4 protein-coding genes and 7 pseudogenes are annotated in these 15742 nt (G+C 40.9%); 6 read left to right on the forward strand and 5 right to left on the reverse strand.

The features are described 5' to 3' along the window. Positions 1-125 precede the first annotated feature (125 nt). A pseudogene (locus PN838_RS08970) lies at positions 126-2600 on the reverse strand (TonB-dependent receptor). A 492-nt stretch (positions 2601-3092) separates the two neighbouring features. Next, positions 3093-6983 (reverse strand): annotated as a pseudogene (purL, locus tag PN838_RS08975) (phosphoribosylformylglycinamidine synthase). Positions 6984-7426: 443 nt separating this feature from the next. Here purL and mltF point away from each other — a divergent pair. Continuing rightward, positions 7427-8802 (forward strand): annotated as a pseudogene (mltF, locus tag PN838_RS08980) (membrane-bound lytic murein transglycosylase MltF). 117 nt (positions 8803-8919) lie between these two features. Then, on the forward strand, positions 8920-9045 hold the full coding sequence (locus PN838_RS08985) for a hypothetical protein (protein WP_256448310.1): 126 nt from the start codon (positions 8920-8922) through the stop codon (positions 9043-9045). Between the two features lie 27 nt (positions 9046-9072). On the opposite strand, the pseudogene tadA reads toward PN838_RS08985, so the two are convergent. Further along, positions 9073-9601: pseudogene (tadA, locus tag PN838_RS27145) on the reverse strand (tRNA adenosine(34) deaminase TadA). A 179-nt stretch (positions 9602-9780) separates the two neighbouring features. Here tadA and PN838_RS08995 point away from each other — a divergent pair. The 3 genes from PN838_RS08995 (at position 9781) to PN838_RS09005 (ending at position 10654) form a co-directional block, all read left to right on the forward strand. Next, positions 9781-9957 (forward strand): hypothetical protein, encoded by a 177-nt coding sequence (locus PN838_RS08995; protein ID WP_272180439.1) that lies wholly within the window; start codon positions 9781-9783, stop codon positions 9955-9957. Between the two features lie 79 nt (positions 9958-10036). Next, on the forward strand, positions 10037-10243 hold the full coding sequence (locus tag PN838_RS09000; protein WP_272180440.1) for a hypothetical protein: 207 nt from the start codon (positions 10037-10039) through the stop codon (positions 10241-10243). 171 nt (positions 10244-10414) lie between these two features. Continuing rightward, positions 10415-10654, forward strand: a complete 240-nt coding sequence (locus PN838_RS09005; protein WP_272180441.1) for a hypothetical protein — start codon at positions 10415-10417, stop codon at positions 10652-10654. A gap of 110 nt (positions 10655-10764) precedes the next feature. Here the strand turns inward: PN838_RS09005 and guaA are convergent. Both guaA and guaB read right to left on the reverse strand, forming a co-directional pair. Continuing rightward, positions 10765-12347, reverse strand: a pseudogene (gene guaA, locus PN838_RS09010) (glutamine-hydrolyzing GMP synthase). A gap of 107 nt (positions 12348-12454) precedes the next feature. Continuing rightward, positions 12455-13924 (reverse strand): annotated as a pseudogene (gene guaB, locus PN838_RS09015) (IMP dehydrogenase). Positions 13925-14250: 326 nt separating this feature from the next. Between guaB and xseA the strand changes: the two are divergent. After that, a pseudogene (gene xseA, locus PN838_RS09020) lies at positions 14251-15518 on the forward strand (exodeoxyribonuclease VII large subunit). The last annotated feature ends 224 nt before the right edge of the window (positions 15519-15742 follow it).

Raw genomic sequence — 15742 nt, forward strand, 5'->3', positions numbered from 1 at the left:
GGCGCTATTCAATCGGTTAGCTTATCGAATTTAAGAGCTGAGTAATACCTCAATAAGCAAACTTTAGGACAATAAAAAAGGCACCAAATGGTGCCTTTAACATATCGATTTAGATTAGTACTTGATTAGAAGCTTTCAAATTTATAATCGAATTTAACACCAACTGTTCGAGGTGTGCTGACAAAATAACCGAAGTTACGTTGTAAATCTGTACGGTTCGCAATATCCGCATCAAACTTTGCACTACCGATATCCGCTTGAGAACGACGAACAGAAGTTACCGCATATTCATCCAACAAATTATTGATGTACAAGGTAACTGACCAAGCTTCATCGGATAACGATGCAGAAAGATTTGCTAGACCATAACCATCAATTGTTTGGCCATCATTTTTTAAGCCGACGCGTGTAATCAATTCACTCTGGTAAGTATAACCAAAGTTAACATCCAACATTTTGTCATCCAAAATTTCGGTTGAATACTTCGCTCCTAACGCAAACTGATGTTCAGGTGCGCCAGGCAGTCGATCGCCTTTTTCACCGTCCTTCCATGCTTGACGGGCTGGGTCATCAACAACACCAAACAAATAAGGAGCATCTCCCGCTAATTTTGCTTTGGCTAACGAATAACTACCAAACAACGACAGCTCGTTAGACAACATTGCCCGTGCGGATAATTCAAGACCTGAACTTTCTGCACCACCAGAGGCATTGGCAATTATTGGAATTTGACCATTTTGTGTAGCACCACCGATTTGGGCATCTTCCCACTTAATATAAAAAGCAGCACCATTCAGATGTAAACGATTGTTAAACAAGGTCGACTTCATCCCAATTTCATAGTTTACGGTTGTATCTGGTCGAAAATCTACTTCATGTGGTAATGCACACAACACTTGTCCAGGGTTTGCGATGTCTTCAGGAGTACAAGCTGCAACCCCATTTGAACCACCAATACGGAATCCTTCGCTTATAGTAGCGTATGTCAACAAGTCTGAATTGACTTGATAACTCACATTGACTTTAAACAACGTACCGTCATTTTTTGCATCTTGAAACTCACGATTGCCATCAAGGTCAATTGCGTCGCTCGCTGCGCCACCAAATACCGAGTTATATAGCGGTAAGTCATAAGATGACATGCTGTTTATTTCATATTGATAATGTCTAAAACCAAAAGTAGTGGTTAATGCGTCCGTGACTTGGTAACTTAATTCACCAAAAATGGCGGATTCCACTAATTCAACATCCCCAACAGAATAATACTCTAACGAATCAGGTCGAAGATTACCGTCAACGCCCCACTCATTTATCGCATATTCGTCAAAACCTTAGTGTAAACTCTTCACTGGTGTTAAAAGAATCAAATTTGCTGTAATACCCACCAACAATCCACGAAAGGTCTGATTCACCCGTTGAAACTAAACGAACTTCCTGAACAAACGACTCATTCTCTGCATCTTCACGTGTATACGAGCTGAATGCTGGGAATTCTTCATAAGAATAAGCAAGACGTATCAACAAATCAGTTTGATCACGTTGTCCGAGGGATTCAAATGAAGATAAACTCGTTGCTGATGTTAACTCAGCAAATCCAAGATCGGCCGTTATTTCTAACGCCAATAAATCTGTGGTTTTATCCATTGGTTCTTCAACACGATATGCAGATTCATATTTACCTACAATATCAGTCAATGCATGATCTGGGGCAAGTGCATTATGATGAACAATAGAGCGCCCACCGACTTCCTGTTGCTGATAGGTATACGATAATACTGCATCAACCTTATCGGTTGGCATCCAACGTAACATAAACTTAGCCGTTGACGTATCGTCGTAGTTCGCATCAGCAGACTGTTTAATATTCGCGCTTACTTGACTGGCATCTGACCAATCTGGATCTGGTAATGAAATTCCGCTTTCTTTAACGAGATAATTGTAGTCAATGTAACCGGCATTTTTTGTTGTTGAAATGCGGCTCTAAAACCTAATTCATCACTAATAAGTGGCATGTTAACAATAAAGCCAACTTCATGACCTGTGCCACCTTCATTAACTGAATTAACACCACCATAAACACGACCAGAGGTTTCATCTAATACGGGCTTGTTCGGAATATATCGAATTGCCCCACCAAGTGAGCCTGCACCGTATAATGTGCCTTGTGGACCAATTAATACTTCAACACGCTGTACATCGAGAATTTTTAGGTCAACCGTTAACGGGCTTTCACCGACATAAACCGCAACTGTGCCACCGTCAGCACCGGGACCTGATGAGTCAGTGTTCAAGCCACGTACAATAATTGGAGAACGACTACGGTTACCTTGGTCTTGTATCGTCAAACCCGGAACCCAACGCGCAACATCAGTTAATTCGCCAATATTTTGGTCTGCCATAATATCGCCATCTAATGCGGTAATATTTACAGGAATATCTTGAACGGAGGCTGCACGACGCGTAGCGGTTACTTGAATTACTTCGATGCCTTCATTGGCGCTTTCTTCTTCTGCTGCCACACTATGTGGCTGATATATTGCGGTGCTGAGCGCCGCAAAAACTACGCTATGTTTAAATAGTGTATTTTTAGTCTTTTTCATGCCTACTCCTGAAAGAGGGAAATATGTTTAATGTAGTAATTGTAGAACCCGGTTCTTTGCTCGAACCTTATTAGAATTATTATTTTGCTCATTCCTTGGCTGAGCTGGCTTTTACAACAACAAATTGGGCATTAATAAAACATCAAATTTATTTTTGTACAAAAACGGCAGATCCCTAACCTTCCTTTTTTCGCAAATACACTTTATCAAGCTGAACCTATTTTTAAAGTAAAAACTTTATTTTTTATGGTAAGCACCTACAGACTGTAAAAATATCATTTAAAATAAGGGCTACACCAATAAAGTACAAAAGTAAGACAGTCAAAAGGCGGTCAATTTTACGCTTTCCTTTGTCTCAAAAATAAAACTCTTTGATTATTTATTTTCCGCTTTAACTGGTAAAACATAGCTTTTGCTTCTGGTAAGAATAAAAAAGCCAGTTAATAAATAACTGGCTTTATGAGATTGATTCGACTTATCTGTAATCGAAATTTAACCGACCCACTTGCGTGCGTTACGGAACATACGCATCCAAGGGCTATCTTCAAGCCACTCGTCTGGATGCCAAGAATTTGTAACGGCACGGAATACACGCTCAGGATGCGGCATCATAATCGTGGTACGTCCGTCTGTCGTCGTTAGAGACGTAATCCCTTCTGGCGACCCATTTGGGTTAGCCGGGTAGGTTTCAGTGAACTCACCATTATTATCAACATAACGCATGGCAACCGTATTTGATGCAAGTGCCGCTTGAACAGCACTATCGGCTGTAAATTCTGCACGCCCTTCACCGTGTGATACCGCGATTGGCATACGTGAACCTGTCATACCTTGGAAAAATACAGAGTTAGACTCTTGGATTTCGACCAAACTAAAACGAGCTTCAAAGCGCTCAGACTTGTTTGTCACAAAACGAGGCCAGTGATCAGCACCTTGGGATAAGTGAACGTAAGTTAGACATCATCTGACAACCATTACAGACACCTAAACTAAAGGTGTCTTCGCGATGGAAGAAGGTCTTGAACATTTCACTTAGTTTGTCGTTGAACAATATTGATTTTGCCCAACCTTCACCAGCACCTAATACGTCTCCGTATGAGAACCCACCACACGCCACTAAACCTTTAAATGATTCTAGTGATAAGCGGCCTTCTTGTAAGTCGCTCATGTGAACGTCTATTGCATCAAAACCAGCACGAGTAAAGGCAGCTGCCATTTCTACGTGTGAGTTAACCCCTTGCTCACGTAAGATAGCAACACGTGGTTTATCACCTTTAGCTATAAACGGAGCTGCAACGTCTTCATTTATGTCGAATGACAATTCAACATTTAGACCTTTGTCGTTTGCATCAAATTTAGCGTCATGTTCTTGTTTTGCACATTCTGGGTTGTCACGCATAGACTGCATGTGGAATGTAGTTTCTGCCCACACTGTACGATAATGCGTGCGGGTATTTTCAAGAACAACTTCGCCATTAAAGCTAAACGACAACTTGTCTTCACTATTTACTGAACCAATAACGTGCGCATTAGCCGCTAATCCATTGGCAGCAAACACTGACAAGACGTTAGATTCATCCGCTTTACTGACCTGGATAACTGCACCTAATTCTTCTGAATAAAGAATTGACGTCGCGTCTTCTCCGAGTCCATCTAAATTAACAACTGCACCGGCTTTACCAGCAAATGCCATTTCTGCAACAGATGTAAACAAACCACCGTCTGAACGGTCGTGATATGCCATCAATTGCTTAGATTTAACTATGGCTCTGGATTGAATTAAAGAAACCTTTTAACAGCTCAGGACTATCAACATCTGGCGCTACAGTGCCGAGTTTATTGTAAACTTGAGCCAGACAACTTGCCCCCATCCGGTTTTGCTTGCTTCCAAGATCAACCAATATGAGTGATGTTTCGCCTTTATCAGTGCGTAGTTCTGGAGTCACCGTATTACGAACATCTTCAACACGGGCGAATGCGGTGATCAACAACGACAGTGGCGAGGTAACTGATTTATCAGTCCCATCTTCTTCCTGCCATTTTGTTTTCATCGACATTGAATCTTTACCCACAGGAATAGTGATGTCTAATGCGGGACATAACTCTTCACCAACGGCTTTAACTGCTTCGTATAAACCAGCGTCTTCACCCGGGTGTCCGGCTGCTGCCATCCAGTTCGCCGACATTTTAATCCGGTTTAAATTACCGATATCTGTCGCTGCTATATTGGTAATAGACTCTGCGACGGCCATGCGAGCAGAGGCACCGTAATTTAGTAATGCGATTGGGGTACGTTCGCCTAATGACATCGCTTCACCAAAATAACTGTCTAGTGATGCTGTAGTGACGGCACAGTCAGCAACTGGAACCTGCCACGGGCCAACCATTTGGTCACGAGATACCATACCAGTTACCGAACGGTCACCAATCGTCACAAGGAACGTTTTTTCAGCAATCGCCGGTAAACGTAGTAGGCGTTCCGCCGCGTCAGCGATTTCAATTTTTGAAATGTCAAATTCGCTACCAGCAACGTGTTTAGCCGCTACATCTCGATGCATCTTAGGAGCTTTACCCAATAAGATGTCCAATGGCATATCAATCGGTTTGTTGTCAAAATGTTCGTCATTTAATGTTAGATGACGTTCTTCTGTTGCAACACCAACAACAGCATATTGCGCACGCTCACGTTGACAAATATTTTCAAAAACGTCTAGGTTTTCAGGAGCGACTGCCAAGACATAACGTTCTTGAGATTCGTTACACCAAATTTCCAGTGGCGACATTCCAGGTTCGTCATTAGGTACGTCGCGAAGTTCAAATACGCCACCACGTTCGCCATCGTTAACAAGCTCTGGGAATGCGTTTGATAAACCACCAGCCCCTACATCGTGGATAAAGGCAATCGGATTTTCGTCGCCAAGCTGCCAACATTTGTCGATAACTTCCTGACAACGACGTTCCATTTCTGGATTTTCACGTTGTACTGATGCAAAGTCTAAATCTTCATTTGACTGACCAGACGCCATTGAAGATGCGGCACCACCGCCAAGACCGATATTCATCGCAGGTCCACCCAGCGCAATTAATTTAGCGCCAACCGGGATAATGCCTTTTTCGGTATGTTCACGACGAATGTTACCTAATCCGCCAGCAAGCATAATAGGCTTGTGGTAACCACGAACTTCTTCGCCATTAAAGCTATTTACTTTGTCTTCGTATGTACGGAAATACCCCAAAATATTCGGGCGACCAAATTCGTTATTAAATGCCGCACCACCTAATGGTCCTTCCACCATAATGTCGAGAGCTTCAACGATACGAGACGGCTTGCCGTAGTTAATTTCCCAAGGTTGTTCAAAACCCAGGATACGTAAGTTTGATACGGTAAATCCGTTAAGACCAGCTTTAGGTTTTGAACCACGACCAGTAGCACCTTCATCACGAATTTCACCACCCGAACCCGTCGCAGCACCAGGAAAGGCGAAATAGCAGTTGGGTGATTATGAGTTTCGACTTTCATTAGAATGTCGATATTTTCATTATAAAACTTGTAAGAACCTGTCGTTGGCTCAGCAAAAAACGTCCTGCAACAGAACCGTGCATTACCGCTGCATTATCTTTATAAGCAGAGGTTACAAATTCGCTATTATGCTCAAACGTATTTTTAATCATTTTGAATAATGATTTTGGCTGTGCAACGCCGTCGATTGTCCAATCGGCGTTAAAAATCTTATGACGACAATGCTCAGAGTTTGCCTGAGCAAACATATATAATTCGATGTCGTTTGGGTTGCGACCAAGTTGAATGAAGTTTTCAACTAAGTAGTCAATTTCGTCGTCGGCTAATGCCAAACCCATTGTTAAGTTAGCATTTGAAAGCGCTTCGCGTCCGCCTGCAATTACGTCAACTGACGTGAATGGTTTTGGTTGTTCGGCTACGAACAATTGTGATGCTTGGTTTAATTCGCTAAACACAACTTCCGTCATTCGGTCGTGTAATTCAGCGACTAAATCAGATTTTTGTGTTTCGTTAAGATCACCAACAACATAAAACGCAATTCCACGTTCGACACGTTTTACTTTGTCTAGCCCGCAGTTATTAGCAATGTTTGTTGCTTTAGTTGACCAAGGAGAAATTGTTCCTGGACGAGGTGTAATTAAGAACAACTCACCTTCAGGTTGATGTTGCGCAATTGACGGACCGTATTCTACAAGTGAATTAAGTTTACTTAATTCATCATCAGACAATTCTGCTGTGACATCCGCAAAATGCGTATATTCCGCATAAATGTCAGTAACGTTTAGATCTTTAGCAGCAAATGCGGCTAAATATTTTTTAACACGAAATTCGGATAAAGCTGGTGCACCACGAAGGATTAACATATGCCAATTCACCATTCATTTTGAAAGGAAAAAAATTAGGCGCGCATTATATACTCAAATAGCCCCAATATATAGATTGCGACGTCGTTTTCCTGCAACTTTTTCTATCTAGCGCATTACCAAAAAATAATTCCATCTAAGGCACTGATATCAGATAACAAAATAAAGTCGATTTACATGAAGGTTTAACGTAAACATCCGGTCAAACTTAACCTAGACACCCACAAAAAAATTAAACTTAAAATGCTACCAATTACTAGGATTTGTAGACTCTTCAACTAATTACCTCCAGCCTATGACTTTTTAACCCCTCTATGCCAGTTGTTTGATGACTAAATGAGGATCATTTGATATAAAGCCAGTGATGAAAAAATACTGTCTCAACTCACAACACAAACAAAACAGGTCCCAAGTGGTCTGTTGCTTTTTATTGTTTGTTTTTTATCACTGCTTGTGAGCCAAAACCGCCTGCCCCCAAGATTATTGAAATAGACAAAAAGCAGGTTATTAATGTCGGTATTTTATTTAATCCCACAAGTTACTATGTAGACGCCGACGGTACTGCTGGGTTTGAACATGATTTAGTTCATTCTTTTGCCGATTATTTAGGAGTCGAGGTTAACCTCATTCCTAGCTACCATATAGCAGAGTTACTGCCAAAGCTTGAAACTGGTCAAGTCGACCTTCTTGTCGGCGGATTTTCCCCTACAACTGAAATACTTGAACAATTTAGAACGTCACCGCCTTATTATCATGTCAGCCAAAAAGTTGTTTTTAAACAAGGTAGAGAGCGGCCCACAAATCTCTCTGAAGTCGATTTACCTATTGTTGTTTCTTCACAGTCGAGTCATTTAGATAATCTAAGAAAACAACAAACTGAAGAACTCGACTTTCAAATCCAAGTTGTCGATAACGTTGATTCAAACGAATTACTTGAAATGTTAATGGACGGCGAAATTGAGTTTACTGTCGCCGATTCACATAACCTCGCCTTAGTCAGACGATATTACCCAGATATTTCTGTGGCCTTTACATTGGCAAATGAACAACCTCTTACTTGGTTGTTACCGAAAAATCGTGACGACTCATTATTTGCAACCTTAATTGATTTTTTTGGCGACATGCACGAATCCGGTGAACTTATTGCGTTAGAAGAACGTTACTTTGGACATGTCGAGCACTTTAATTATGTCGATACTCGTTTATTCATGAATGCGGTAGGCAAAGTACTTCCAGATTACCAACACTGGTTTAAGGAATATGCCGGAGATTTAGATTGGCGTTTATTAGCAGCCCAAAGCTATCAAGAATCCCATTGGGATCCAAGAGCAAAATCCCCAACGGGAGTGCGAGGCATCATGATGCTTACGCAACCAACGGCCAAGCAATTAGGTGTAAAAAGTAGACTAGATGCGGAATCAAATATTAAAGGCGGCGCCAAATATTTAAGTCAATTATTGAAGCGTATCCCAGCAAGAATATCTGAATTTGACCGACCTTGGTTTGCGCTCGCTGCGTACAACTTAGGTTGGGGACATGTTCAAGATGGACGAAAACTAACTAAAATATTGGGCGGTGATCCTGACAAGTGGGTTGATGTTAAAAAATACCTGCCACTGTTACGACAAAAAGACATTACAAGACAACTCGTTATGGTTTTGCTCGAGGTGATGAAGCGGTGCAATATGTTGCCAATATCCGCCGATATTACGACACCTTAATTTGGATTGATGATAAAGCTGAACAACAAATTAAAATTGATACCTTGATGGACCAAGTCCACTCTGTAAGCACCGAAACAGAAACAAGCACTGATTAAAATTGAAACTGAAGCCCGCTAAACTAATCCTAGTTAGCATGATCTGTTACTGACGTTTTAAAAGGACAAAATATGTTTAGACGAAGAAGAAACATAAAATTAAAATTGAAAAGCCGTATGTTTAACAACACACGTAGACGCATAGCGAGAAAAACAATTTCAAATCGTTTGCTAAGTCGACGTCTTAAACAAACGACGATTCGAATGGGCGAATCCAACGCCGATCCAGAAGAAATAATCTAATTACGTTGTGCCTTTAACTAACACCGCTTAATCAATTTGGTCATCGTCAATGTTGACATCATCTTTCAAAGTTTTATTTTCTTTCGCGGCTTTAATCTCTACTCTCCGCTTTTTAAAAAAGCGGATATTTGATGACTGCACTGCTGCTCAAGTAGACCAGAAGTAAAGTCGACTTTGTGGTTATTACTATCATGCTGCAACAAATTCATTACACTGCCCACGGCCCCTGTTTTATAATCCTGCGCACCATAAACAAGTCGTGCTATCCGGCTGTGAATAATAGCACCGGCACACATAGGACAAGGTTCTAATGTTACATATATCGTGCTACCAACTAAACGGTAGTTTGCAATGTTTTTTCCAGCATTTCTAATCGCTACAATTTCAGCGTGAGCAGTTGAGTCGTGCAAGGTAATCGGCTGATTCCAGCCCTCCCTAAAACTTCATCTTCTTTTACAATTACGGCACCTACAGGTATCTCGCCTTGGGCTTCTGCTTTCTCAGCAAGCGCCATAGCGTATTGCATCCATTTGACATCAAGTTCCGAATCGGACATGTTTATTTTCTAACAACCTAATAAAAGTTAGCTAATTAGACTAATATTCAGCGATATTCACAACAGTTAATTCAACTTTAAATATATTAATTGTTTATTTTCAATGCGTTACCTTTTGGTACATATATTGATATATAACTTGTCGTAGAAATTCACAACTTTATTGAAGGAATAAAATAATGCCTATTTCAGTTTTAACTATTGTACTTGTTTCGGTTATTGGTGGTTTACTATATGCCGCATACGAGCAACACGTTAAGTTGCAAATTAGTAAGAATAACAATCAACAAGATTCAGAAACCCAGCAGCAAATGGCCGCGTTAAAAAACGAATTGAAGTCCTTGAAAAAATTGTGACGGACGACAGCTACAACTTGAAAAAGAAATAGATTCGCTTAGAAAAACAGGCTAGAGCAAACAAAATAAGGGGTCAAACATGACTTTTATATTCCTAATTATTGCAGGTTGGTTAATTTACTCGGTGAATAATTTAAAAGAAGCAAGTAAATTAGGTAATCAAGACAAACTTGAAATAGAAACCTTAAAAGTTCAGGTATCCGCGTTAAAAGAACGGGTCGAAGTTTTAGAGAAAATAGCGACTGATGATAACGCTGGTCTAAAGCGCGACATAGATTCACTTTAACCAAATCAATGGTAATTACTCTTCAATCTAAACTGATATTATGTGTGTTTTATTGTGCTCTTTTATCGGCATGTACTCGCGGTCACCTTGAATACAAAGATAAAAACGGTGTGCTAAAAGAAGCCTGCCACACCGAGTACACCTTGGTTACCTAGCGTCGATAAATATGCCGTGGAATACGTACTTGTCTATTGTGCCCAAAAAGCTCAAGAGAAAGGCTACACAGTGCTTAATCAAAAGTTACTTAATGTCGACATTAGAGTTCCAAGCCCGGGAAGGGATCGAAAATGGACCCATAATTATGCCAAGAGTGAACATGCCTCTGGAAATTTGTCAGACCGCCAATACGGCTATATTATTGCTTTTATCGATTTAGAACTTGATAGCTCGGACTATAGCTCGGACAAATGAGTCGTAATGCCTAAAACGTAAACCTATGTTTAGCTTTAATGCATAACGTCCACGATCAAAAAAGCGCCTAAAAGGCGCTTTCTTATTTCACTTAGCTAACGGATAGAGCGTTATTCCCACTCAATCGTTGCCGGTGGCTTACCACTGATGTCATAAACAACACGTGAAATACCATCAATTTCGTTAATGATGCGGTTAGATACCTTACCAAGGAAGTCATATGGTAAATGTGCCCAATGTGCCGTCATAAAGTCGATAGTTTCTACAGCTCGTAAGCTCACAACCCAATCGTATTTACGGCCATCTCCCATTACACCAACTGAACGAACTGGCAAGAACACGGTAAACGCCTGACTCACTTTATTGTACAAATCAGCTGAGTGTAACTCTTCAATGAAAATTGCGTCAGCACGACGTAATAAGTCGGCATATTCTTTTTCACTTCGCCTAAAATACGAACACCTAAGCCCGGTCCAGGGAATGGATGACGATAAAGCATGTCGTAAGGTAAGCCGAGTTCAAGACCAATTTTACGTACTTCATCTTTAAATAGTTCGCGAAGTGGTTCAACTAAACCTAACTCCATATCCTCTGGTAAACCGCCCACATTGTGGTGAGACTTAATAACATGCGCTTTACCTGTTGCAGAAGCTGCTGATTCGATCACGTCAGGGTAAATAGTGCCCTGGGCTAACCATTTCGCATTTTTAAGTTTGCCTGCTTCTTCGTCAAAAATTTCGACAAATACATTACCGATGATCTTACGTTTTTTCTCAGGATCATTTTCATTTGATAAACGCTCCAAGAAACGGTCTTCAGCTTGAACATGAATTATGTTTAATCCAAAATGATCGCCAAACATGTCCATAACTTGCTGACCTTCATTTAAACGAAGTAAACCATTATCAACAAATACACAGGTCAATTTGTCACCGATTGCGCGGTGCAATAACATGGCAACAACAGATGAATCGACACCACCTGATAAACCTAAAACAACTTCGTCGTCGCCAACTTGTTCTTTCATTTTTGCAATGGCGTCTTCAATAATTGTCGCCGACGTCCATAACTTGTCACATTCACAAATGGTGCAAACAAAGTTTTCCAACAAACGAAGACCCTGTTTTGTATGGGTCACTTCAGGGTGGAATTGAACACCATAAAAACGTTTTTCTTCGTTCGCCATTACAGCAAACGGGCAAGATTCTGTTTTTGCAACTGTTGTAAAGTCGGCAGGAATTGCATTAACTTTGTCGCCATGACTCATCCAAACATCTAACAATGCATTGCCATTTGATGTAATCGCATCTTCAATATTTTTAAGAAGTGCAGATTCATTAACAACTTCAACCTGCGCATAACCAAACTCACGTTCGTCAGAAACTTCGACAGAACCACCAAGTTGTTCAGACATAGTTTGCATGCCGTAGCAAATACCTAATACAGGTACCCCTGCATTAAATACATATTCTGGTGCACGTGGCGAATTATGCTCGGTTACTGATTCAGGTCCGCCCGCTAAGATGATCCCGTTGGGATTAAAACCTTTGATCTGTTCTTCAGTAACGTCCCAAGCCCATAGCTCACAATAAACGCCAATTTCACGAATGCGTCGAGCGATAAGTTGAGTGTACTGTGAACCAAAATCTAAAATGAGAATTCGATGCTGGTGAATGTCTTGATTAACTGACATGTTTTAGCCTTCTTAAATAATTGTGGATATTGTCTGTTTTTTCAAACTGACTGAAAAAGGAAGCCGAAGATAACTTCGGCTTGCCAAAATAATTAACGCTTTAAAGCCTAGCCTAAACGATAGTTAGGCGCTTCTTTTGTAATTTGAACATCATGTACGTGAGACTCACCCATACCGGCAGACGTTACGCGCACAAATTCAGGTTTTGTATTCAAAATTTCAATTGTGCTGCAACCCGTAAGACCCATTGCACTTCGAATACCACCAAGTTGTTGGTGAATGATGTTTTCAATTGGTCCTTTGTAAGCAACGCGACCTTCAATTCCCTCTGGCACCAATTTTTCTTTGTTGTCAGATTTTTGGAAATAACGGTCAGATGAACCATGACTTTGATTCATAGCGCCTAAACTTCCCATACCACGGTACGATTTGTAATAACGACCTTGATATAGTTCAACTTCACTAAGGTGCTTCTTCCGTACCTGCTAACATTGAACCAACCATTACACAGCTTGCGCCAGCAACAAGGGCTTTAGCAATGTCGCCAGAAAAACGAATGCCGCCATCGGCAATAACAGGAATGTCTTTCCCAGATACAGCTTCTACTGCATCAGCAATTGCTGTGATTTGTGGAACGCCACAACCCGTCACGATACGAGTTGTACAAATTGAACCTGGGCCGATACCAACTTTAACCGCGTTAACACCTGCTTCAACTAATGCCAATGCACCAGCCGCTGTTGCAACGTTTCCGCCAACAATATCTAAATCTGGGTAAGTTTTACGTGTTAACGCAACCCGGTCTAGAACACCTTGTGAATGTCCGTGAGAAGTATCGATTAACAACACGTCAACACCCGCTTCAACTAATGCGGCTATACGTTCATCAGTTCCAGCACCAACGCCTACTGCTGCACCAACACGAAGTCGTCCTAATGAATCTTTACAAGCGTTTGGTTTGCTATCAGCTTTTTGGAAATCTTTAACGGTAATCATGCCTGTTAACTTAAATTCATCGTCAACAACAAGAATTTTCTCAATACGGTTTTCATGCATCAAAGCTAAAACTATTTCGCGACTCGCGCCTTCTTTAACTGTGATCAATTTTTCTTTAGGCGTCATTACCGTAGTAATTGGATTTTGAAGATTAGTTTCAAAACGTAAATCACGCCCAGTTACGATACCTTCAAGGTTGTTATCTTTATCTACAACTGGGAAACCAGAAAATCCATGTTCGTCAGCCAATGCCATTACATGACCAATTGTCACATTATTTGCCACAGTAACCGGATCTGATACCACGCCTGATTCGTATTTTTTACACGACGAACTTCATTAGCTTGCGCTTCGATTGACATGTTTTTATGAATAAAACCTAAACCGCCTTCTTGGGCAAGAGCAATAGCGAGTCGGCTTTCAGTAACTGTGTCCATGGCAGATGATACCATTGGAATATTCAGCTCAATATTACGGGTTAAACGTGTTTTTAAATTCGCTTCGTGTGGAAGGACAGTCGAATGACCGGGAACCAGTAATACGTCATCAAAAGTGAGAGCTTCTTTAGCTATGCGCAACATGAAAATTTACCTTAACTTAATATATGGAAGGACTTAATACCTAAATAGCCTCGAAATGCGGCTTTGTCCAATTCGTAAGTATAGTACGAAATAGAAACCGAATTTTGAGGCTATTTAAGTCTATATGTTGCGGCCGCATTTTAATCGAAACTTTGCCTAAGGTAAACTGACTTTCGTAAAAAACTTGTTAAAGTTTGTATTATTTTGAATCTCGACTCTTTTATTTCTCAAACCACGCAAAGGACAATATTTTCGTGCTGCAATCTTATTCTTCACCGCAACAAAAAATATATCAGGTTTCTGAATTAAATCAGAAAGTTAGAATGATGTTAGAAGCAGAGTTTGTGAATGTGTGGATTTCAGCGGAAATTTCTAACCTAGTTCGCGCCTCTAGCGGTCATTGGTACTTTTCACTCAAAGATAACCGCGCTCAAGTAAAAGCGGCTATGTTTAAAGGCAATAATCGCTCTGTTCGAGGTGTTATCGACAATGGCTCTCAAGTTTTAGTGCGTGGGCGGATCAGTCTTTATGAACCTCGTGGCGATTATCAATTTATTGTCGAGACAATGGAACCGGCCGGTGAAGGTCTATTAAAACAACAATTTGAAGCGTTAAAATTAAAGCTTGGTCAAATGGGCCTGTTTGACCAAGACGTTAAACGCCCTATTCCACAAAACCCCAAACGTGTCGGGGTAATCACCTCACCTACGGGTGCAGCGGTGCATGACATTTTGACGGTTCTAAAACGACGTTCGCCGCAAACGGAGGTGATTATTTACCCCACTATGGTTCAAGGTGAACACGCCGCTCAAAATTTGATTTGGGCAATAAACGCCGCAAATTATCGTGAAGAAGTTGATGTATTAGTTGTCGGTCGCGGTGGTGGTTCATTAGAAGATCTCTGGAGCTTTAATGACGAAGCCTTAGCCCACACTATATATAACTCTGCGTTGCCAATTATCTCTGCGGTAGGTCATGAGGTTGACTTCTCGATATGTGATTTTGTCGCAGACCTTCGTGCACCAACCCCATCAGCCGCCGCAGAACTTGTGTCTACCGACATGACAGACGTAATTGAAAAAGTAAACCGACTTTACTCGCGGCTGATACTGGCTTATACGCACAATTACAAATCCCAAAAGCAACAGTTATCTGAGCTCAACAAGTCATTGTCGTTGTTACACCCAAGCCATAAAATTCAACTGTCGCAACAAAAAACCGACGAATTGCAAATGCGCATGACACGAATAATCCAAACCCAGCTTTCGACTCAAGCTCGACGGGTAGAACATTCGCAACAACGACTTTTATCGCAAAACCCGACAAATTTGATTAAAAATGAACAGCAAAAACTGGTCGACATGCAACATTCACTACAATCTTTGCTCATTCGCCGATTCGAAAGAGCTCAACAGCGATTTGAAAAAGTGACAGAAAAACTCAACATTGTCAGCCCCTCGCCACACTAGGCCGTGGTTATGCCATCGCAATGAAAGACAATGGCGAGGTGATCAAATCACCTAAGCAGGTTGTGACAGGCGAAAACATTAATATCCGTCTAACAAACGACAGCATTAATGTCGTAGTAAAGTAGATAAGATTTGCGTTGATAACTCGCCAGTCGTTATCAACGCCAACCTGATTGTTTGCAACAATCATGTAATCTGTAACGACAGCGCCTGCAATTGCAAAATCTCAATCCCCTAAATCACTAATCATGTGTTAGTTACAGCGACAAGCTAGTTCTACCCTGCCGAATCAAAATAAAAAATTAATCCTCTACAATTCAGTAAATTAGTAATGAGTTATAGCAGATTA

Origin of the sequence: Psychrosphaera algicola (assembly GCF_028401425.1) — a bacterium.
Lineage (GTDB): Bacteria > Pseudomonadota > Gammaproteobacteria > Enterobacterales > Alteromonadaceae > Psychrosphaera > Psychrosphaera algicola.

What these genes read in the sequence shown, in the direction of transcription:
- PN838_RS08985 (WP_256448310.1), top strand. Translation starts at nt 8,920, where the DNA reads ATGTTTAACAACACACGTAGACGCATAGCGAGAAAAACAATTTCAAAT.
- PN838_RS08995 (WP_272180439.1), top strand. Translation starts at nt 9,781, where the DNA reads ATGCCTATTTCAGTTTTAACTATTGTACTTGTTTCGGTTATTGGTGGT.
- PN838_RS09000 (WP_272180440.1), top strand. Translation starts at nt 10,037, where the DNA reads ATGACTTTTATATTCCTAATTATTGCAGGTTGGTTAATTTACTCGGTG.